The organism is Pseudomonas sp. KB_12, assembly GCF_052114545.1.
GTDB lineage: Bacteria > Pseudomonadota > Gammaproteobacteria > Pseudomonadales > Pseudomonadaceae > Aquipseudomonas > Aquipseudomonas brassicacearum.
Genome location: NZ_JBFREY010000026.1, coordinates 25,689 through 46,474 on the forward strand (window position 1 = coordinate 25,689; position 20,786 = coordinate 46,474).

At 59.9% G+C, this 20,786-nt stretch carries 22 protein-coding genes; 8 read left to right on the forward strand and 14 right to left on the reverse strand.

Translation table 11 applies throughout. The features are described from left to right. Positions 1 to 24 precede the first annotated feature (24 nt). The 3 genes from AB4Z20_RS20095 to AB4Z20_RS20105 all read right to left on the reverse strand — a co-directional run bounded on the left by AB4Z20_RS20095 (position 25) and on the right by AB4Z20_RS20105 (position 2,560). Positions 25 to 495, reverse strand: coding sequence for a nuclear transport factor 2 family protein (locus AB4Z20_RS20095; RefSeq protein ID WP_063324522.1), 471 nt, complete (start codon positions 493 to 495; stop codon positions 25 to 27). Between the two features lie 87 nt (positions 496 to 582). After that, a complete protein-coding gene (locus tag AB4Z20_RS20100; protein WP_442090482.1) occupies positions 583 to 1,911 on the reverse strand; it encodes a CynX/NimT family MFS transporter in 1,329 nt (442 codons plus the stop codon). Further along, the gene (locus AB4Z20_RS20105; RefSeq protein ID WP_442090483.1) at positions 1,901 to 2,560 is read right to left on the reverse strand and encodes a FadR/GntR family transcriptional regulator; all 660 of its coding nucleotides are present in this window, start codon (positions 2,558 to 2,560) and stop codon (positions 1,901 to 1,903) included. Before AB4Z20_RS20105 ends, AB4Z20_RS20100 begins: the two co-directional genes overlap by 11 nt. A 156-nt stretch (positions 2,561 to 2,716) precedes the next feature. On the opposite strand from AB4Z20_RS20105, the gene AB4Z20_RS20110 reads away from it, so the two are divergent. Next, positions 2,717 to 3,028, forward strand: coding sequence for a type II toxin-antitoxin system MqsR family toxin (locus AB4Z20_RS20110; RefSeq protein ID WP_253477810.1), 312 nt, complete (start codon positions 2,717 to 2,719; stop codon positions 3,026 to 3,028). After that, positions 3,025 to 3,507 (forward strand): type II toxin-antitoxin system MqsA family antitoxin, encoded by a 483-nt coding sequence (locus AB4Z20_RS20115; RefSeq protein WP_442090484.1) that lies wholly within the window; start codon positions 3,025 to 3,027, stop codon positions 3,505 to 3,507. The genes AB4Z20_RS20110 and AB4Z20_RS20115 overlap by 4 nt, the downstream gene beginning before the upstream one ends. Before the next feature lie 64 nt (positions 3,508 to 3,571). On the opposite strand, the gene AB4Z20_RS20120 is transcribed toward AB4Z20_RS20115, so the two are convergent. The 4 genes from AB4Z20_RS20120 to AB4Z20_RS20135 all read right to left on the reverse strand — a co-directional run bounded on the left by AB4Z20_RS20120 (position 3,572) and on the right by AB4Z20_RS20135 (position 7,734). After that, entirely contained in the window at positions 3,572 to 4,336 is a 765-nt protein-coding gene (locus tag AB4Z20_RS20120; protein ID WP_003205299.1) for an amino acid ABC transporter ATP-binding protein, read from the reverse strand. Between the two features lie 11 nt (positions 4,337 to 4,347). Beyond that, positions 4,348 to 5,445: an amino acid ABC transporter permease gene (locus AB4Z20_RS20125; RefSeq protein WP_214512393.1), complete on the reverse strand. Its 1,098-nt coding sequence runs from the start codon at positions 5,443 to 5,445 to the stop codon at positions 4,348 to 4,350. A gap of 10 nt (positions 5,446 to 5,455) precedes the next feature. Continuing rightward, the gene (locus tag AB4Z20_RS20130) at positions 5,456 to 6,637 is read right to left on the reverse strand and encodes an amino acid ABC transporter permease (RefSeq protein ID WP_214512392.1); all 1,182 of its coding nucleotides are present in this window, start codon (positions 6,635 to 6,637) and stop codon (positions 5,456 to 5,458) included. Positions 6,638 to 6,702: 65 nt separating this feature from the next. Continuing rightward, positions 6,703 to 7,734 carry an amino acid ABC transporter substrate-binding protein gene (locus tag AB4Z20_RS20135; RefSeq protein WP_253477816.1) on the reverse strand — a complete coding sequence of 344 codons (1,032 nt, stop codon included), beginning with the start codon at positions 7,732 to 7,734 and terminating at the stop codon, positions 6,703 to 6,705. Positions 7,735 to 8,207: 473 nt separating this feature from the next. Here AB4Z20_RS20135 and AB4Z20_RS20140 point away from each other — a divergent pair, with 473 nt between their 5' ends. The 5 genes from AB4Z20_RS20140 to AB4Z20_RS20160 all read left to right on the forward strand — a co-directional run bounded on the left by AB4Z20_RS20140 (position 8,208) and on the right by AB4Z20_RS20160 (position 13,839). Further along, positions 8,208 to 8,864, forward strand: coding sequence for an alpha/beta hydrolase (locus AB4Z20_RS20140; protein ID WP_214512390.1), 657 nt, complete (start codon positions 8,208 to 8,210; stop codon positions 8,862 to 8,864). 98 nt (positions 8,865 to 8,962) lie between these two features. Next, a complete protein-coding gene (gene rhlB, locus AB4Z20_RS20145; protein WP_258689277.1) occupies positions 8,963 to 10,426 on the forward strand; it encodes an ATP-dependent RNA helicase RhlB in 1,464 nt (487 codons plus the stop codon). A gap of 473 nt (positions 10,427 to 10,899) precedes the next feature. After that, entirely contained in the window at positions 10,900 to 11,847 is a 948-nt protein-coding gene (locus AB4Z20_RS20150; protein WP_258689279.1) for an ornithine cyclodeaminase family protein, read from the forward strand. A 148-nt stretch (positions 11,848 to 11,995) separates the two neighbouring features. Further along, positions 11,996 to 13,123 (forward strand): NAD(P)/FAD-dependent oxidoreductase, encoded by a 1,128-nt coding sequence (locus AB4Z20_RS20155; protein WP_442090485.1) that lies wholly within the window; start codon positions 11,996 to 11,998, stop codon positions 13,121 to 13,123. Between the two features lie 89 nt (positions 13,124 to 13,212). Continuing rightward, complete coding sequence (locus AB4Z20_RS20160) at positions 13,213 to 13,839, forward strand: helix-turn-helix transcriptional regulator (RefSeq protein WP_253477839.1); 627 nt, start codon at positions 13,213 to 13,215, stop codon at positions 13,837 to 13,839. A 106-nt stretch (positions 13,840 to 13,945) separates the two neighbouring features. Here the strand turns inward: AB4Z20_RS20160 and AB4Z20_RS20165 are convergent, their stop codons facing one another. From AB4Z20_RS20165 to AB4Z20_RS20195, 7 genes are all read right to left on the reverse strand, one after another. Further along, positions 13,946 to 14,722, reverse strand: a complete 777-nt coding sequence (locus AB4Z20_RS20165; protein ID WP_003205308.1) for an ABC transporter substrate-binding protein — start codon at positions 14,720 to 14,722, stop codon at positions 13,946 to 13,948. 267 nt (positions 14,723 to 14,989) lie between these two features. Further along, a complete protein-coding gene (gene moaE, locus AB4Z20_RS20170; RefSeq protein WP_077505778.1) occupies positions 14,990 to 15,442 on the reverse strand; it encodes a molybdopterin synthase catalytic subunit MoaE in 453 nt (150 codons plus the stop codon). 3 nt (positions 15,443 to 15,445) lie between these two features. Further along, positions 15,446 to 15,688, reverse strand: coding sequence for a molybdopterin converting factor subunit 1 (gene moaD, locus AB4Z20_RS20175; protein ID WP_053189805.1), 243 nt, complete (start codon positions 15,686 to 15,688; stop codon positions 15,446 to 15,448). Then, positions 15,685 to 16,158 (reverse strand): cyclic pyranopterin monophosphate synthase MoaC, encoded by a 474-nt coding sequence (gene moaC / locus AB4Z20_RS20180; protein ID WP_003205311.1) that lies wholly within the window; start codon positions 16,156 to 16,158, stop codon positions 15,685 to 15,687. Before moaC ends, moaD begins: the two co-directional genes overlap by 4 nt. 248 nt (positions 16,159 to 16,406) lie before the next feature. Further along, a complete protein-coding gene (locus AB4Z20_RS20185; protein ID WP_018606162.1) occupies positions 16,407 to 17,801 on the reverse strand; it encodes a PhoH family protein in 1,395 nt (464 codons plus the stop codon). A gap of 86 nt (positions 17,802 to 17,887) precedes the next feature. Next, on the reverse strand, positions 17,888 to 18,109 hold the full coding sequence (locus AB4Z20_RS20190; protein WP_253477845.1) for a hypothetical protein: 222 nt from the start codon (positions 18,107 to 18,109) through the stop codon (positions 17,888 to 17,890). Positions 18,110 to 18,137: 28 nt separating this feature from the next. Further along, positions 18,138 to 19,268, reverse strand: a complete 1,131-nt coding sequence (locus tag AB4Z20_RS20195) for a polysaccharide deacetylase family protein (protein ID WP_442090486.1) — start codon at positions 19,266 to 19,268, stop codon at positions 18,138 to 18,140. Between the two features lie 298 nt (positions 19,269 to 19,566). Here AB4Z20_RS20195 and yaaA point away from each other — a divergent pair, with 298 nt between their 5' ends. Next, positions 19,567 to 20,346: a peroxide stress protein YaaA gene (gene yaaA / locus AB4Z20_RS20200; RefSeq protein WP_253477851.1), complete on the forward strand. Its 780-nt coding sequence runs from the start codon at positions 19,567 to 19,569 to the stop codon at positions 20,344 to 20,346. Positions 20,347 to 20,786: the final 440 nt, after the last annotated feature.

A 20,786-nucleotide genomic window follows, 5' to 3' on the forward strand; every position in this document is an offset into this window, starting at 1 on the left:
CGGCAAAGACAAGCCGCGATCTTATCAGCGACTGGCCTGGAACGCCCGCAGCCCCTTGAGCGCCTGGGCCCTGACGGCGTTGCGCACCAGTGGTGTCCAGCCCAGCAACAGGCCCTTGGCACCTAATGCCTGGCGAGACCAGCGCCACAGATCGAAGCTGTCGTGGTGCTCGCAGATCTTGCCGTCGCGAAAAACGAAGCGCGCCTGAATGTCATTGATCACGACGTTGCCGGTCTGGCTGAACAAGTACGTCGCCACCCAATGAGCACCACCGGTACGCTCATCGCTGCGCACGTTATCGAAGGTCAGGGAAAAATCCTTGGCCCGGGTCGTCAGCATGCGCCACATGTCGCCGGCATCGCGCCCGCGCAGCTCGCCGAACGCCGGGTCGCTGAACAGCACGTCGTCGGTGTAGCAAGCGCTCATGGCTTCGGCGTCCAGGCGTTGGAAGGCCTGATAAAAACGACTGATCAAGGCGTTGTGGGCATCACTCATGGACAGGCTCCGAAAAACGTTTCAGTAGGCCAGTACGATAATCTGCCGCCGCAGGGAAGACTATCGTCATTCGCCATGAAAATGATATCAACGAAGGTCAATGACCCTTTCGCTGCTGACCCCGACGTAAAACGCCCGGCCTGCGCCGATGCCCGCGACGATCGCCCCCAGGCCAACCAGGCCGAAGATCCAGCCCAGGGCATTCCAGCCGCCGGTCAAGTCGTGGACCACACCCACCGCGAACGGCCCCAGGGACGCCAGCGTATAGCCGAAGCCCTGGGCCATGCTGGAAAGGTTGGCGGCCACGTGGGCGTCCCGCGAACGCAGCACGATCAGCGTGAGCGCCAGGCTGAATGATCCGCCCTGCCCCAGCCCCAGCAGGATCGCCCAGCCCCACAAGCCATCGAGCGGAGCGTAGAGGCAACCGAACAACCCGCCCAGGACCATGAGCATGACGATCACGATGGCCAGGCGTTGGTCCTTGCCACGTGTTGCCAACCAGGGCGCCGCGAGGGAACTGATCAACTGCACGATGACCGAACCGGACAGCACCAGCCCGGCCTGGGTTGGCGTCAGGCCGCGTCCAATCAGGATCGACGGCAGCCAGCCAAAGACGATGTAGGCCAGGGACGATTGCAGCCCCATGTACAAGGTTACTTGCCAGGCCAGGGGATCTCGCAGCAAACCGCGGACCCGGTACGCCACTTGGTGGGCACCGTGTTTCTCGCCCACTTGCGGTAACCAGAACATCGCGGCCAGGAGCGCCGGGACCACCCAGAAGCCCAGGCCCAAGGCCCAGCTGTGGCCAAGCTGCTCGCTCAGCGGCACGGTCGCCCCGGCCGCCATCGCCGCGCCCAGGCACAAAGCCATGGTGTAGACACCGGTCATGGTGCCAGCCTGCTTGGCGAAGTCACGCTTGACGATGCCCGGCAGCAGCACGCCGATCACACCGATACTCGCGCCGGCCAGGATGCTGCCGACAAACAGCCCGACCTGACCGAAGGCGCTGCGCAAGACAATCCCACCCGCCAGCGTCAACAAGATCCCCAGCACCACGCGCTCGGCACCGAAGCGCCGCGCCAGCACCGGCGCCAGCGGCGCGAACAGGCCCAGGCAAAGCACAGGCAATGTGGTCAGCAAACCGGCCTGGGCAGCCGACAGGCCGAGGCTTCTTGATACTTCGCTGAGCAACGGCGCCATGCTCGACAACGCCGGACGCAGGTTCAGCGCCACCAGGATCAACCCGAGCAGCAACAGCCAGGGACGACGCACCAACGGATGGCGCTGCTGGGCCTGCTCATCGTCGGCCTCGGCGTCAATCAACAGTTCTTCGAGTTCGGCGGCGCGTTTGGGCGCCGTCGAAGTGGCAGGGTCAAGCAGATCGCGGGACATGGAAAGCTCGGGTTCAGGGTTCATTGATCAACTGCCGGCAAAGGGCCTTGGCCTGCTCCGGATCCTGTCGTTCGACGGCCTCAAGGATTTCGACGTGCAGGTCGAACACATGTTGATGGCGGGGAATGATGTTGAGGCTCTGGCGCAGCTGTGCGCCGATGACGCTCGAAAAGTAGCGATACAGCTCGCTAAGTGCGGGGTTGTGCGCGGCATCCACCAATAGACGGTGGAACACCAGGTCGCAGGCGATGTAGTGCTCCAGGTCCCCGTGGTAATGCTCGGCACTGGTTCGCAACGCCTGGCGCAAGGCAAGCAAATCCGCCTCGGTGCGCCGTAGCGCCGCCAGGCCAATGGCTTCAACTTCGAGGATGTGCCGGGTTTCCCGGGCCTGTTCCAGAGAGCAGCGCGACAGCACCTTGAGGGTATCCAGCGGATCGACCACCGCACGCACGTAGCTGCCGTCGCCCTGACGGATCTCGATCAAACCGGAAAACGCCAGCACACGCATGGCTTCGCGCACGGTGTTGCGGCTGATCCCCAGCTCCGCGACCAAATCCGGTTCGGTGGGCAAGCGCTGGCCGACAGCCCATACCCCGTCGCTGATACGCCGACGCAATTGCTCCAGGGCCTGATCGACCAGGGAGCGTTTTATTAATGGAGAAATATCTGACATGGAGTTCGCCCTTTCATCCAATCATGGGATGAATTTTCTGACATGTTAGTCAGCTTCGCGTAGGACAACAACCGCCTAGGGTCAATGGAGGGAAAAGAAGCTAAATTTTTGATTAGTAAAAACTACCCTATAAGGGTAATTTTGGAACAAGACCTCATGGAAAAGAGCACACCCCATTACGACCTAGGCGTGATCAAGGCGGATATCAAGCGGCTTGGAAGAAAGGCGTTCACCATCACCGCGACAAAAACCGCCGGGACGCTGGGTTTGGCAGTTTCGGACATGTTGGAGGTCGCTTGTGGGCTTCGGCGCCAGCAGTTCTACAAGTCCGTAACGACCTACGATGACCATCGGGTCTGGCACGACGTTTATCACACCGACTCACAGGGTCTGGAAATTTACATCAAGGTGACCTACCGCCCAAGCGGCGGCCCACCGGTGATTTCATTCAAGGAGAAAACCCCATGAAAGCTCAGCAGTGTTTCAGCTGCGGCGCTCCGCAGGGCATGTTGCATTTCGAGGGGCGCGCAGAGACCCTGTGCGTCAAGGGACTGGAACGCCGGATCGATGATTTGTCTGGCTGGGAATGCCAGATGTGTGGCGAGGTCGAACTCGACCCCGGTTGCTCGGATCGTTACACAGATGCGGGGGATGAACTGGTCATCGCCGCCAGGAAGATGATTGGCGAAGAGATGAAACGCATCCGTCGCAAACTGCATCTGTCGCAAAAAGAAGCGGTGTCGTTTTTGTCAGGTGGCGGGCACAACGCGTTTTCCCGCTACGAGCGCGGTGAGGTGTTGCCGCCAAGAGCGTTGATGCTGCTGATGCGCCTGCTTGATCGCTACCCGCATTTGCTTGCAGACGCGCGAGCCCTGGCTGAAGGTGCGGACTTGAGAGGATTCAAGACGACGGTGCACAAGGAGCACGAAACCCTCACGGCTTCCTGAACAGCCGAAGCAGCAAAAAATAAACCCGGACAAGTCCGGGTTTATTTCACTGCCTAAGGCCGGATCAATGCAGGATCTGGCTCAGGAACAGCTTGGTGCGGTCATTCTGCGGGTTGTCGAAGAAGTCGTTCGGCGCGGCCTGTTCGACGATTTCACCCTTGTCCATGAAGATCACGCGGTTGGCCACGGTACGGGCGAAGCCCATTTCGTGGGTCACGCAGAGCATGGTCATGCCGTCTTCGGCCAGACCGATCATGGTGTCCAGCACCTCTTTCACCATTTCCGGGTCGAGGGCCGAGGTCGGCTCGTCGAACAGCATGATTTTCGGCTTCATGCACAGGGCGCGGGCGATGGCCACACGCTGTTGCTGACCGCCGGAGAGCTGGCCCGGGTACTTGTTCGCCTGCTCTGGAATGCGTACGCGCTCCAGGTAATGCATGGCGATTTCCTCGGCCTTGCGCTTGGGCATCTTGCGTACCCACATCGGCGCCAGGGTGCAGTTCTGCAGGATGGTCAGGTGCGGGAACAGGTTGAAGTGCTGGAACACCATGCCGACTTCACGGCGGATCGCTTCGATCTGCTTGAGGTCGTTGGTCAGTTCCACGCCGTCGACCACGATGCGACCCTGCTGGTGCTCTTCCAGGCGGTTGAGGCAGCGGATGGTAGTGGACTTGCCGGAGCCCGACGGACCGCACAGCACGATACGCTCGCCCTGCTTGACGTTCAGGTTGATGTCTTTCAACACGTGGAACTGGCCGTACCACTTGTTGACGCCCTGCATCTGAATAATGCCTTCAGGGCTCACAGGCTGTTTGATCGCTTCACTCATAAACTACGCTCCTAACGCTTGTGGCCAGTGTCCAGCTTGCGTTCCAAATGCATGGAATAGCGGGACATACCAAAACAGAAAATCCAGAACACCAGGGCGGCGAACACATAGCCTTCAGTGGCCATGCCCAGCCATTTCGGGTCGGCGGCAGCTTGTTTCACGCTGTTGAGCAGGTCGAACAGGCCGATGATGATCACCAGGCTCGTGTCCTTGAACAACGCAATGAAGGTGTTGACGATACCCGGAATCACCAGCTTCAGGGCTTGCGGCAGAATCACCAGGCCCATGCTGCGCCAGTAACCCAGGCCCATCGCTGCGGCCGCTTCGTATTGCCCCTTGGGAATGGCTTGCAGGCCACCACGCACCACTTCGGCAATGTAGGCCGACTGGAACAGGATCACCCCGATCAACGCCCGCAGCAGCTTGTCGAAGTTCATGCCTTCAGGCAGGAACAGCGGCAACATCACCGAGGACATGAACAGCACCGTGATCAACGGCACGCCGCGCCAGAACTCGATGAAGGTCACGCAGACTACACGAATCGCCGGCATGTTCGAACGACGGCCCAAGGCCAGGACGATACCTAGCGGCAGTGCACCGACGATACCGACGGTGGCGATCACCAGGGTCAGCATCAGGCCGCCCCATTGGCTGGTCGCCACGGCGTCCATGCCGAACACGCCGCCGTGCAGCAGGCACCAGGCGATGATCGGATACAGCACCAGGAAACTCAGGCCGTAGATCGCCTTGCGCGGGAAGCGCGAGATGAACAACGGCGCCACACCGATCACTGCCAGCCACACGGTCAGGTCGACGCGCCAGCGCAGATCCGTCGGGTAATAGCCGTACATGAACTGACCGAAACGCTGCTGGATGAACACCCAGCAGGCGCCTTCCTTGGTGCAGTCGGCGCGGGTGGTACCGACCCAGTTGGCATCGAGGATCGCCCAGTGCAACAGCGGTGGAACGATCAGGTAGATCAGGTAGAACGCAAACAGGGTCAGCAGCGTGTTGATCCAGCTGGAGAACATGTTGGCGCGCATCCACGCCACCACGCCGATGCTGCTGCCCGGCGGGGGCATGTCTGGTTTGAAAGTATGAGTCGTCATGCGCGTTTCCTCACCGCTCGATCAGCGCAATGCGCTTGTTGTACCAGTTCATCAGCAACGAAATGCTGATACTGATCGCCAGGTACACACTCATGGTGATCGCAATCACCTCGATGGCCTGGCCCGTCTGGTTCAACACTGTGCCAGCAAACAGCGAAACCATTTCCGGGTAGCCGATACCGGCCGCCAGGGAGGAGTTTTTCGCCAGGTTCAGGTATTGGCTGGTCAACGGTGGAATGATCACACGCAGGGCCTGCGGGATGATCACTTTGCGCAGGGTCGGACCGTTGCGCAGTCCCAGGGAACGGGCGGCTTCGGTCTGGCCGTGGCTGACCGACTTGATGCCCGAGCGCACGATCTCGGCGATGAACGCCGCGGTGTACACGGTCAAGGCCAGGGTCAAGGCCAGCAGTTCCGGGATCAGCACCCAGCCACCGACGAAGTTGAAGCCCTTGAGCTCCGGCATCTCCCAATGCACCGGCGCACCAAAAAGCAGCGCGCTCAACGCCGGGATCACCAGGAACAACGCCAGGCCGACCCAGAACTTATGAAACGGCTCGCCAGTCGCTTCGAAACGCTTGTTGGCCCAACGCGTCATCAGCACGATGGCGACGATCGCCAGCACAACACTGATCACGAACGGCCAGAAGCCTTCGGCCATCAGCGCGGCAGGCATGTTCAGGCCCCGGCTGCTGACAAAGAAGGTATCGCCGAAGTTATGGGCGGCCCTCGGTCCTGGCATGCTCAGGAATACCGCGAAGTACCAGAACAGGATTTGCAGCAGTGGCGGGATATTACGGAAAACCTCGACATAAACGGTTGCCAGCTTGGAAATGATCCAGTTCTGCGACAGCCGTGCCACACCGATGATGAACCCCAGGATGGTTGCCAGGATCACACCGATGAACGTGACCAACAGCGTATTGAGCAACCCGATGAGAAAGACCCGGGCATAGCTGTCCGCTTCGGTGTAGTCGATCAGGTGTTGGGCGATGCCGAAACCGGCACTGCGTTCCAGGAAACCGAAACCGGAGGTGATGCCTCGGTGCTGAAGATTGGTTTGTGTGTTATCGAACAGAAACCAGCCCAGCGCGATAACCGCCACGACAGTGACGATTTGAAATACCCACGCACGCACTCGTGGATCGCTGAGGCTGAGCCTCTGCTTAGGTGCGCCGATTGAATTTTGCATGAAGTGCCCCGCAAAGAATGGAACAGAACATCACCCGGTGGTTGGCCCACCGGGTGATAGAACCATCAGCGCACTGGTGGTGCGTATTGAATGCCGCCAGCGTTCCACAGAGCGTTCAGGCCGCGATCGATTTCCAGCGGAGTGCCCTTGCCGAGGTTGCGCTCGAACATTTCACCGTAGTTGCCGACCTGCTTGACGATCTGCACAACCCAGTCTTTCGGCAGTTTCAGGTCTTTGCCGTATTCACCGTCAGCGCCGAGCATACGCGCGACGTCAGGGTTCTTGGTGGACTTGGCTTCGGCCTCGACGTTCTTCGAGGTCACGCCGGCTTCTTCTGCGTTGAGCATGGCGTAGCCAGTCCAACGGACAATGGCCAGCCACTCGTCGTCACCGTTACGCACGACTGGGCCCAGAGGCTCCTTGGAAATGGTTTCCGGCAGAACCACGTAGTCCTTTGGCGAAGCCAGCTTGCTGCGCTGGGCGAACAGCTGGGATTTGTCCGAGGTCAGTACGTCGCAACGACCGGATTCCAGCGACTTGGCGCTTTCATCGGAGGTGTCGAAAGTGATCGGGGTGTACTTCAGGCCGTTGGCGCGGAAGTAGTCGGAAACGTTCAGCTCGGTGGTGGTACCGGCCTGGATGCAGATGGTTGCACCGTCCAGTTCCTTGGCGCTCTTGACGCCCAGCTTGTTGTTGGCCAGGAAGCCGATGCCGTCGTAGTAGGTGATGAAGCCTGGGAATTTCAAGCCCATGCCCGCGTCACGGGAGCTGGTCATGGTGGAGTTGCGCGAGAGCATGTCGATTTCGCCCGACTGCAGCGCGGTGAAGCGCTCCTTGGCGTTCAACTGGCTGAACTTGACCTTGGTCGCATCGCCAAATACAGCAGCGGCCACGGCACGGCAGAAGTCAGCGTCGATACCGACGATCTTGCCGGTCGAATCAGGCACCGAGAAACCCGGCAGGCCATCACTCACACCACATTGCACAAAACCTTTTTTCTGCACGGCATCCAGAGTTGCACCCGCCTGAGCGAACCCGCTGACACCAAGGACTGCTGCTGCAGTCATGACGGCCAGGGTGGATTTCAGTAACTTCATTCAAACCTCCAGTTTTGCTCTTGTTGTGTCGGAGCTCGAGTCCTGTCGCACCCTTTTGGGGCGTTGCCGACCCTTGTTGGCTTTTTTTAGGGTCAACCGACGTCTGGACCTTCGCTATGAGTCTAATAATGAGGATGTCCGTAAACAGTGGTCATGCCCATCTCTCACCAATCGGCCGAACGGGCTGTAGCCCTTCACGTTCGCGAAGCCCGTAGCGGCTGCTGGCGAACATTCATCACCGGATTTCTGATATCCCATGCGTAGCGGTGAACTGATAGTGTTACCGCACAGCGTAAGAATCATCACTCAGGTACACCCATAGCAAAGCCCGTACCAGACCGCTGCGCTTAGCCCTTGTAAAACACGTCAAGACAAAAACTTTCAATTTTGCGACATCTAATTAACTGAGACACCGGGCACGCACTGTAATCACGCACTGATAGGGCGCGCCCGCACAGATTTGGAGCACAACCATGACCGACCCCCTGATTCTCGAGCCCAGCAGCACTGCCGACGCGTGCGTTATCTGGCTTCACGGCCTGGGCGCCGATCGTTTTGATTTCCTGCCAGTCGCCGAAATGTTGCAGCAAAGTTTGCTCACCACACGTTTCCTTCTACCCCAGGCACCGACCCAACCAGTAACGATCAACGGCGGCTATGCCATGCCCAGTTGGTACGACATCCGGGCCTTGAGCCCGGCGCGGGCCATTGACGAACAGCAACTCGAAGCCTCGGCACAACGGGTCATCGACCTGATCGAAACCCAGCGAGCCAGCGGAATAGACGCCTCGCGGATTTTCCTGGCGGGTTTTTCCCAGGGTGGCGCAGTGGTCTATCACACGGCATTCGTGAAATGGCAGGGCCCGCTGGGCGGCGTGGTCGCGCTGTCTACTTATGCACCGACTTTCAGCGATGAGCTGCAATTGTCGGCCAGCCAGCAACGCATTCCGGTCCTGGCGCTGCACGGGCAATACGACGAAGTGGTACTCAACCCCATGGGGCGGACCGCGAAAGAGTATTTAAAGCAGCATGGTGTCACCGTGACATGGCAAGAATACCCAATGGGCCACGAAGTGTTACCCGAGGAGATTCGCGACATCGGTACCTGGCTGGCCGAGCGGTTGCGCTAAGAGGCAGATCGCCACGCCGGTCCTTTGACGATCACACTACGCCGCGCCCGTTTCTTGCATTACACTGGCCGGCGTACATTCCTTAACCAATCGATGAGATGACCGTGCTCAAAGCACTCAAGAAGATGTTCGGTAAAAGCGAGGCCGAGCAACTCGCGCCTGGCTCCACTGCGCCGACCCACGGCCCGAGCCGTACCGATGCACAACAACCACGCCAGGCGGCACCCGTTGCACAAGCAACAAAAGAACCCGTCGCCCAGCCTGTTATGGCCCCCGAGCCCGAGAAACCACGCAACGAAGCCCCCAAGCCACGCCGCGAACGCGCACCAAAACCGCCGGTCGTCGCCTGGAAGCTCGAGGACTTTGCCGTAGAACCCCAGGAAGGCAAGACCCGCTTCCACGATTTCAAGCTCGCCCCGGAACTGATGCATGCCATCCAGGACCTGGGTTTCCCGTATTGCACGCCGATCCAGGCGCAAGTGCTCGGTTACACCCTCGCCGGCAAAGACGCCATCGGTCGCGCCCAGACCGGCACCGGCAAGACCGCCGCGTTCCTGATTTCCATCATCACCCAGTTGCTCCAGACCCCGCCGCCCAAGGAACGCTACATGGGCGAACCGCGGGCGCTGATCATCGCGCCGACCCGCGAGCTGGTGGTGCAGATCGCCAAGGACGCCGCCGACCTGACCAAGTACACCGGCCTGAACGTCATGACGTTCGTGGGCGGCATGGATTTCGACAAGCAGCTCAAGCACCTCGAGGCCCGTCACTGCGACATCCTGGTCGCCACGCCGGGCCGCCTGCTGGACTTCAACCAGCGCGGCGACGTGCACCTGGACATGGTCGAAGTGATGGTGCTGGACGAAGCCGACCGCATGCTCGACATGGGCTTCATCCCGCAAGTGCGCCAGATCATTCGCCAGACGCCACCGAAAAGCGAACGCCAGACCCTGCTGTTCTCCGCCACCTTCACCGAAGACGTGATGAACCTGGCCAAGCAATGGACCACCGACCCGGCCATCGTCGAGATCGAAGCCGAGAACGTCGCCAGCGAAAACGTCGAACAACATATCTACGCAGTCGCCGGTGCCGACAAGTACAAGCTGCTCTACAACCTGGTCAACGACAACGGTTGGGAACGCGTGATGGTATTCGCCAACCGCAAGGACGAAGTGCGCCGTATCGAAGAACGCCTGGTGCGCGATGGCGTCAACGCGGCCCAGCTCTCGGGCGACGTGCCGCAGCACAAGCGCATCAAGACCCTCGAAGGCTTCCGCGAAGGCAAGATCCGCGTATTGGTCGCCACTGACGTGGCCGGTCGCGGCATCCACATCGACGGCATCAGCCACGTGATCAACTTCACCCTGCCGGAAGTGCCGGACGACTACGTGCACCGCATCGGCCGTACCGGTCGTGCCGGGGCCGCCGGGGTTTCGATCAGCTTCGCTGGCGAAGATGACTCCTACCAGTTGCCGTCGATCGAAGCTTTGTTGGGGAAAAAGATCAATTGCGAAACTCCGCCGACGCATCTGTTGCGGCCGGTTGAGCGCAAGCGTCCCTGACGGCCAATAAAAACCCGCTGATCCAATCAGCGGGTTTTTCATTTAAGCGAGGAAGATCAGAAGTCCTCCAACCGCCACACTTCATAAGCGGGCGTTGGAGGCGGTGGTGCTGAGTCGTCAGGCGGATGTCAAAGCCTGAGCTTTCGTTGTCTGAAAGTCCGCTATCGCGAGCAAGCTCGCTCCCACAGTGGAGTTGTGTTGTTCACAAAACGTGTGATCCACACCAGACCCTGTGGGAGCGAGCTTGCTCGCGATGAGACCGGCACAAGCAAAACCAAATAACTGACACCCCCCAATCCCCGTGGCGAGGGAGCTTGCTCCCTCGCCACGGGTTTCGTCTTCACCCTGAATCGCGGCCAAACAGAAAGCGCAGCCACAAAGGCTGCGCTTTTTTTTCGCCCGGGATATTGCTCAAGCAAACTAAACGTCCATAATGGACAAATTAGTTTATAAAAAGCGCTCCGGAGCCCAGGATGTCCAGCACGCCTTATGTCATCACCCAAGCCCAGGCCCGAGCACTGCTCGCGCAAGTCGATGTGCCGCAAATCCTGCGCAAGCTGTTCCGCGACCTCGCCGCCGGGCAAGCGGTCCAACCGTCTCAGCAGCTTGTGGAATTTCCCAAGGGCGCCGGGGACTTCATCAACTACCTGGGTGTGCTGGCTGAAGACCAGGTCTACGGGGTCAAGACCTCGCCCTACATCGTGCGCGAGCAAGGCCCGCTGGTGACTGCCTGGACCTTGCTGATGTCGATGCAGACCGGCCAGCCGCTGCTGTTGTGCGATGCCGCCGAGTTGACCACCGCCCGCACCGCTGCCACCACGGCTGTTGCCGTCGATGCCCTCGCCCCGCACAACGCCCGGCGCCTGGCGGTCATTGGCAGCGGCGCCGTGGCGCGGGCACACGTGCAATACGTCAAGGGCCTGCGGGACTGGCAAGGTATCAGCCTCTATTCGCCAGGCCTGAAGACCAAGTCGGCAGAAGAACTTGCCTCCATCACCGATCTGGACCCGCGCCTGCACATCGCCGCCAGCCTTGAAGCGGCGCTGCACGACGCCGACGTGGTGATGCTCTGCACCTCGTCCGCCAAAGCGGTACTCGACCCGCAGACCCTGGGCAAACCGGCGCTGATCACCTCCATCAGCACCAACGCCCCACGCGCCCACGAAGTCCCCCCTCAAAGCCTCAACGACATGGACGTGTTCTGCGACTATCGTCAGACCACCCCAGGCTCGGCCGGTGAAATGCTGATAGCCGGCGAACAGCATGGCTGGGACGCGTCGCGCATTGTCGGCGATTTGCCCGACCTGCTCAGCGAACGGGTGGCGCGCCCAAGCTATGGACGCCATGTGTTCTTCCGTTCCATCGGCCTGGGGCTGGAAGACGTTGCGCTGGCGAATGCCCTGTATCGGTTGCATAACTGACACACCCATTTCCCCTTGTGGGAGCGAGCTTGCTCGCGATGGCGGTGGGTCAGTCACCTTCAATGTCGACTGTCAGGCCGCCTTCGCGAGCAAGCTCGCTCCCACAGGGGTCTTCGAGTTCCCGGGCACATTCTTCGCAGGAGAATTCATGAAACAAGCAGATTTCATCATCATCGGCGGCGGCATTGCCGGTGCATCCACCGGTTACTGGCTGGCCCCCCACGGCCGTGTGATTGTGCTCGAACGCGAATCCCATCCGGCCTACCACTCCACCGGACGCTCGGCGGCGCTGTATACCGCCGCCTACGGCACCCCACAGGTGCGGGCGCTGACCCAGGCCAGCCGGGATTTTTTCGACGCCCCGCCGGCCGGTTTCTGCGAACACCCCTTGCTGACCCCACGGGGCGAAATGACCGTGGACTTTACCGGTGACCCGGCCGAGTTGAACAACCAGTACCTCAGCGCCAAGGCCACGGTGCCGCAGATGCAACTGCTCAGCGCCGACGAGGCCTGTGTGCGGCTGCCGATCCTGCGACGGGACAAAGTCCACGGAGCGATCTACGACCCCACGGCCTGCGACATCGACACCGATGCGCTGCACCAAGGCTACCTGCGCGGTATTCGTCGTAATGGCGGTGAAGTGCACACCGACAGCGAAGTGCAGCAATTGAGCCGCGATGATCAGGGGCTGTGGCAGGTGAAAACCGCCAACCAGACATTCACGGCACCGGTCCTGATCAATGCAGCCGGCGCATGGGCCGATCACATTGCCGAAATGGCCGGCGCCCGGAAGCTGGGGTTGCAGCCCAAGCGGCGTGCAGCGTTCATTTTTGCCGGGCCCGAGGGCGTGGATATCCATGACTGGCCGATGCTGGTGAGCCTGGACGAATCCTTCTATATGAAGCCCGACGCTGGCATGTTCCTCGGCTCGCCGGCCAACGCCGACCCGGTGGAACCCCACGACGTGCAGCCGGAAGAGCTGGACATCGCCATGGGCATCTACCAGATCGAAGAAGCCACCACCCTGACCATCCGCCGCCCGACCCGCACCTGGGCCGGCTTGCGCAGTTTCGTACCCGACGGTGATTTGCTGTCCGGCTTCGATCCACAGGTGCCCGGACTCTACTGGGTCGCGGCCCAGGGCGGCTACGGCATCCAGACCTCGCCGGCCATGGGCCAGGCTAGCGCGGCACTGGTGCGTGGCGAACCGCTGCCCAAGGCCCTGGCCCGCTTTGGTCTGAACAGCGCCATGCTGTCACCCGAGCGCCTGGGCTGAGCCACCTTGAGGTGACGCATCGCCGCGATTGCGGCACACTCCCCCGCGCCCCTGTTTCACGGGGCGCTGACGCTGCCTGGAGCCCTGTCATGACTGCCTCGCCACCCGATCCGGCGCTGGAAAACTTCCGCACCATCGCCGACGCTATCGCCACGCTGTTCTACCCCCACGCCGAAGTGGTGCTGCACGACCTGCGCACCCAGAAAGTCGATTACATCGCCAATAACCTGTCCAAGCGCGAGATTGGCGATGACTCGTCCCTGGAGGACATGCTCAGCGAGGACATCAGCGAACGTAACATCGGGCCCTACGAAAAATTGAACTGGGACGGACAGAAGATTCGCAGCCTCAGCAGCGTACTGCGCGACGCCGACGGGCATCCGCTGGCGGTGCTGTGCATCAACCTGAATATTTCGCTGTTCGAGAATGCCAAGGCCGCGCTGGATCTGTTCCTGTCGCCGAGCAAGTTGATCCCCCAGCCGGACTCACTGTTTCGCGATGACTGGCAGGAACGAATCAACACCTTCCTGCATGCCTGGATGCGCGAGCGTCAGTTGAGCCTGAACCTGCTGACCCGCGACCACAAACGCGAGCTGGTGCTGGCGCTGCATGCCGAAGGCGCGTTCAAGGGCAAGAGCGCGTCCAACTATGTGGCCAATGTGCTGAATATGGGGCGGGCGACGGTGTACAAGCATTTGAAGGAGTTGAAGGGCTGAGGTTTGTGTTACCTGGCCTGACGCCATCGCGAGCAAGCTCGCTCCCACAGGGGACCTGGGTACAAAGATCCAGTGTGGGAGCGAGCTTGCTCGCGAAGGCGATGTATCAGTCGCCGTAGATATCCGACTTGAAATACTTGCCCTGGATCTTCTGATACTCCCCATTGGCCCGAATCCCATCGATGGCCTTGTTCAAATCCGCCACCAGTTGGGTATTGCCCTTGCGCACCGCGATACCGGCGCCTTCACCGACGTATTTGGGGTCCTTGAGCTCGGGCCCGACAAAGGCGTAGCCCTTGCCACGGGGCATCGACAGGAAGTCTTCCAGCGGGATGGTGTCGGCGAAAATCGCGTCGAGGCGACCGGACGCCAGGTCCATGTAGATTTCTTCGTTGTTGCTATAGCGCTTGACGATCACACCCTTGGGTTCGAGGACTTCAGTGGCGTAGCGGTCAGTGGTGGTGGCCCGCTGCACACCGACGGTCTTGCCCTTGAGGCTGGCGTACTGGTCATCGACCACCGCCCCTTCCTTCATGACCAGGCGCGATGAGGTGAAGTAGTACTTGTGGGTGAAATCCACCGATTTCTTGCGCTCTTCGGTGATGGTCATGGACGACAGCGCCAAGTCGATCTTCTTCACCTTGAGCGCCGGAATCAGCCCGTCGAACTCGCCTTCGATCCACTCGCACTTGACCTGCATCTGCGCGCACAGGGCGTTACCGATGTCGTAGTCGAACCCCTCGATCTTCCCTTCCGAGGTCTTGGAAGCAAACGGCGGGTACGCCGCCTCGATGCCGATGCGCAAGGTTTTCTCAGCGGCGAACAGGCTGCTGGAGGCCAACAAGCTCAAGGCCAGGCCGGTGATAAGGGGGAGTTTCTTCATGATCGATCTCTCGCGGGTTGTTGTTGGTTTGGCAGAGAAAGGTGGAGCGGTGACTTTGTGTGTACTTATAAATCCATACTGGACTTTAATGTATACATCGTCAATCGGTAGGCAGGGGAATGTGATGGGAGGTTGATGGCCTCATCGCGAGCAAGCTCGCTCCCACAGGGGCCCTGGGTACAACGAAGATCCACTGTGGGAGCGAGCTTGCTCCGGGCGGCGATCCGACGATGGCGACTTATGGCTTGCGAAAAAACAACAGGTTGCTTACTGCTTCCAGCGATCCGCCGCCGCATGATCACTGTCCCGCCCTTCAACCCAGCGCGGGCCGTCGACGGTGTTTTCCTTCTTCCAGAACGGCGCTCGGGTCTTGAGGTAGTCCATGACAAAGGCGCAGGCGTCGAACGCCGCCTGGCGATGGGCACTGGCGGCCCCGACGAAGACGATCGGCTCGCCCGGTTCCAGGGCGCCGATGCGGTGCAGCACCTCCAGCTTGAGCAATGGCCAGCGCTGCTCGGCCTCGCTGGCGATCTTGCCCAAGGCTTTTTCGGTCATGCCTGGATAATGCTCCAGGAACATCCCGGACACATCGAGGCCGTCATTGAAGTCACGCACGTAGCCGACAAAACTCACCACCGCCCCCACGCCGACATTGGCCGCGTGCATCGCGTTGACTTCGCCCCCTGCGTCAAACGGTTCGACCTGCACACGAATCGCCATGGTTCAGCCTCCGGTCACGGTGGGGAAAAACGCCACTTCGTCGCCGTCCGCCAGCGGTTCGTCGAGCTGGCAAAGGTCTTCATTGCGCGCGCACATCAGGTTTTGTTCCTTCAGCACTTCGGCCCCATCACGCTGGGCAAGCAGCACGCGCACATCGTCGACCGTGGCGAAATCACCTTCCACCTTTACCGAATCCACACCAAGCGCTTCACGGTAACGGGCAAAGAACTTCACGTTGATTTTCATGACGCATCCGCCTGGAAATGGCCGCTCTTGCCGCCGAGTTTTTCCAACACCCGCACGCCTTCGATGGTCATGCCACGGTCGACGGCCTTGCACATGTCGTAGATAGTCAGCGCGGCGACGCTGGCGGCGGTGAGGGCCTCCATTTCCACGCCGGTCTGCCCCGAGAGTTTGCAACGGGCGACGATGCGTACCCGGTCCTCGCCTTCGGCATTGAGCTCGACCTTGACGCTAGTGAGCAGCAGCGGGTGGCAGAGCGGAATCAGGTCACTGGTTTTCTTGGCCGCCTGGATGCCGGCAATGCGTGCGACGGCGAACACATCGCCCTTGGGGTGACCGCCGCTGACGATCATCTGCAGCGTGTCGGGCAGCATGCGCACAAAGGCCTCGGCCGTGGCTTCACGGAACGTCACGGCCTTGTCGGTCACGTCGACCATGTTGGCGCGACCTTGGGAATCGAGATGAGTCAGCACAGGGTTACTCCTGATCGGGAGTGTCGATTGTAAACCCGTGGGTCAAATTCCGGCAGGGCTGATTGTCGCACCTGCAATTTGCAGAACACCGGAGATCCCTTGTGGGAGCGAGCTTGCTCGCGATGAGGGTGTGTCAGATAAAAATAGGTGCCTGACTCGCCGCCATCGCGAGCAAGCTCGCTCCCACAGGGGTTATGTGTCAGGCATGAAAAACCGGGCGACCATAGGGTCGCCCGGTTTGGCTGGGGTTACAGGTGGGATTCGGCGTATTCGGCCAGGATCGAGCGCGGTACGCCCTGCAGGGTGATGTGGACCCCGTTGGGGAAGTCCTTGAAGCGTTCGGTCAGGTAGGTCAGCCCGGAGCTGGTCGCGGACAGATAAGGGGTGTCGATCTGCGCCAGGTTACCCAGGCACACCACTTTGGAACCGGCACCGGCACGGGTGATGATGGTTTTCATCTGGTGCGGGGTCAGGTTCTGGCATTCGTCGATCAGTATCAGGCTCTGCTGGAAGCTGCGCCCGCGAATGTAGTTGAGGGATTTGAACTGCAACGGCACTTTGCTGAGGATGTAGTCGACGCTGCCATGGGTGCTTTCGTCATCCATGTGCAAGGCTTCGAGGTTGTCGGTGATCGCCCCCAGCCACGGCTCCATTTTTTCCGCTTCGGTACCGGGCAGGAAACCGATTTCCTGGTCCAGGCCCTGCACGCTGCGGGTGGCGATGATGCGCCGGTAGCGTTTGCTGACCATGGTCTGCTCGATGGCAGCGGCCAGGGCCAGGATGGTCTTGCCGGAACCGGCGGCGCCGGACAGGTTGACCAGGTGGATATCCGGGTCGAGCAAGGCGAACAGCGCCAGGCTCTGGTAGATGTCACGGGGCTTGAGGCCCCAGGCTTCCTGATGCAGCAAAGGCTCCTGGTGCAGGTCGAGGATCAGCAGCTTGTCGACCTGGATTTCCTTGATCCAGCCGACGAAGCCTTGTTCGTCGATGATGAACTCGTTGATGTGCACCGCCGGCAGGTTGTCGATCAATTGCACCTGGTGCCAGGTGCGGCCGTGGTCCTGGCGGGTCTCGACCTTGCTCACACGGTCCCAGAAGGAGCCGGTCATGTTGTGGTAGCCATTGGGCAACAGCGAGACGTCGTCGACCAACTGGTCGGTGCTGTAGTCCTCCGCCGCGATCCCGCAGGCGCGGGCCTTGAGGCGCATGTTGATGTCTTTGGTCACCAGCACCACGGCCTGGTCCTTGGTGCGCGCGTGCAGATCGATCAACTGGTTGATGATGATGTTGTCGTTCAGGTGTTCAGGCAGCACCAGGTTGGGTTCGGTGCGCTTGCTCATCAGGATCGAAAGCAGGCCCTTGGGACCACTTTTGCCGCGCTGGATCGGCACGCCGAGCTCAACGTCCTCCGGAGAGGCGTCACCCAGGGTCTTGTCGATCAGGCGGATCGCCTGCCGGCATTCGGCCGCAACGCTGTGGTGTCCGCTCTTGAGTTTGTCCAGCTCCTCAAGCACGGTCATCGGGATGGCAACGTGGTGTTCTTCGAAGTTCAGCAGGGCGTTTGGATCGTGGATCAATACGTTGGTATCGAGTACATAGAGGATTGGCTGGTTGGAGGAAGGGCTACGTCCGTGGTCATCCATACTCGGTCACCTATGTGGGGGCCATTCGACGCAATACCATGACAGTGCTGCGCCTCGAGGTAGCCACCGAATTCACCCGCGAGGATTCAGGTGAACTGCACACAATCTGGGTCTTGGAAGACGCCACCTGTGTTGCAGGTTTCGGCGGTCTGACTTCTTGATACTCCAAAAACCATGACAGGAAAAAGCACTTTGACGCTTTTTTGAAATTTATTTTTCAGAGTGACGAATAACGCTTGGCGTACCGCCGTTGCGCCGTTAAAGTCGGAAGTCCGGTTGTCATGAATGTGTACCGGTTTTTCCGCCATCCCCAATGTTTCCGGGCCTTTTCAGGTTTCAGCGAAACGCTTCCTGGCAGTCCGCCCAACCGATCCCGCTTTGCGCCGTCTGCGTCATCAACCAGGGCATCGCCGTTTTCACCCCATCCTGCTTGGCATTGAAATTGATCACCCCGTGGCGCCACAGCAGCATCAGGGTGAGCACACGCTGGGCGCTTTGCTCAGGCTTGAGTCGATTGTTGCTGTCCTGGGGATCGATGTCCCACAGCGCCACTTGCAAGCCCTGCTGCTCAAAGAACGCTTGCGCATCGCCACGACGCTGGCCCTGGGGCGGACGGAACAGCGGCACATAATTTTCGGGCAGCTTGCCCTTGACCAGCTCGACACTGCGCCGGACCGAGTCTTGCCAGTCCTGCCAATAACTGTGGGAGCGGAACTCCCAGCCCTGCACGCCCACGCATTGTCTCGAATACAACGCCTGGAGATTGTTGACCGAGCCCTCTTGCAGCCGCGCCTGGATGTCCTTGCCCAGCACGAAGAAGGTGCCGTTGATGTTCGCCTTGCGCAGGTATTCGGTTAGCCACGCAGTGTTGTCCGGCACAACGTTGGCGGCGCTGTCGAAGGTCAACAGGAACAGGCGGTCGTTCATGTCTTCGCCGTTGCGTTCGTAATCGCCAAAACGTGCGATTTCGCTGCTGGTTTGCGGAAAAAGCGCGGCTTTACGCAGCAGTTCGTCGCGGTATTGGGTATGAAATATCTGGCTCGGCGCGGCCCACTTGATGTAGTAGGAGTTGTCATCCAGATGAAACCTGCGCGCCTCTTCGCGCAGGGTCGCCATGTCCTCGACCAGGTAACAGAAGGACGCGTCCTGATCGCAACTGCGTTGGGCAAAGTTGTAGCTGGCCAACAACCGCTGCCACAGCCGGGCGCGAAGCGCGTCGATCGCAACCATGTTGACCGAGCGCAGCCCCAGGTACTGCTTGAGCGCGATCTCGTCCATGGCATCGACGTCCAGCAGGACCCGGGCGAACATCAGGATCTCGGCCCGCGAGGCCACGTCGAACAGCGTCGGGCTGGTGAGTTGTTCCGGCCAGGTGCTGCGGTCCAGGGTCGCGGCATCATTGGGCGCGGGCGCGGCCATGGCACCCAGGCTCAACAGCCAGGCCGATAACAGAAGAACGATACGCAAAAGGGATGTCTCCATAACGAAACCCGCGCGGCATCATAGCCGATCCTGGCCCAATACCCTTGTGGTCAGCGGACTTAGGGAGCAGACGTGTGGGAGCAAAGCTTGCTCGCGATGCAGGCGACAAGGTCCATCTGCAAGATTGCGTCATCGTTCATCGCGAGCAAGCTTTGCTCCCACAGACTTTGCTCCCACAGCTCCCTCGCCACAAAAGCACCACCACCGATCACCTATCACCCCAATAGCTGGAGTCCACCCGGACAACCCCCTAGAATCGCCGCACCCTCAAGGAGACGATTTCATGCTGATGGTGATTTCCCCCGCCAAGACCCTCGATTACGAAACACCGCCGGCCACCGAGCGTTTTACCCAGCCGCAGTACCTGGATCATTCCCAGGAACTGATCGAGCAACTGCGCGAACTCTCCCCGGCACAGATCAGCGAGCTGATGCATGTCTCCGACAAGATCGGCGGCCTCAATGCCGCGCGATTCGGCAGTTGGACACCGGCGTTCACCCCGGCCAATGCCAAACAGGCGCTGCTGGCCTTCAAGGGCGACGTGTACACGGGTCTCGATGCGCAAAGCTTTGGCGAAGCCGACTTCGACTACGCCCAGCAACACCTGCGCATGCTCTCTGGCCTCTATGGCCTGTTGCGGCCACTGGACCTGATGCAACCCTATCGCCTGGAAATGGGCACGAAGCTGGCCAATGCCCGGGGCAAGGACCTGTATGCCTTCTGGGGCACGCGCATCAGCGAATGGCTGAACGAAGCCCTCGCCGACCAGGGCGACGACGTACTGCTGAACCTGGCTTCAAATGAATACTTCTCGGCGGTCAAGCGCAGCGCACTGAAAGCGCGCGTCATCGATACCGAATTCCGCGACTTGAAAAATGGCCAGTACAAGATCATCAGCTTCTACGCCAAAAAAGCCCGGGGCCTGATGAGTCGTTTCATCATTGAAGAACGGATCAACGACCCTGCGGCACTTAGCCAATTCGATGTTCAGGGCTATCGTTTCAACGCACAACAGTCGAGCCAGGACAAACTAGTGTTCTTGCGCGATCACGCTCCCGAATAAAGCATAACCTTATATCGCCCCTGATCGGGGGCTTCGATCAAGCCCCGATCTATCATCTTAGTTCCCCGCCTGTTTCGACAGTTTCATGACGTCAATAAATCGCCCCACTCCCCCGCTAACTTTTCTTTCACTCGACACTCGTCAGTTTTTTGCGTAGTGGCACCAAAAATTTTTATCCGTAGTGGCACAAAACTATCTCACCCCCCTAACTCCCCATTAATAAAGGGCGAAACGGCAAGTGCCATCATATTGAGGGCAGTGCCATCTCCGATAATATTTCGAAAAATTACGAAAATCGCGATGAGCGGATCGGAACTATGTGAAATTGCACGGCTCATACCACCCGTAACGATTCTCACGGAGCGTGTAAGAGATGACTTACACAGGCCGTCGATCCAAGTAACCAAGTTGTCATGGCAATTTAGCGAAACGGTCGCCTA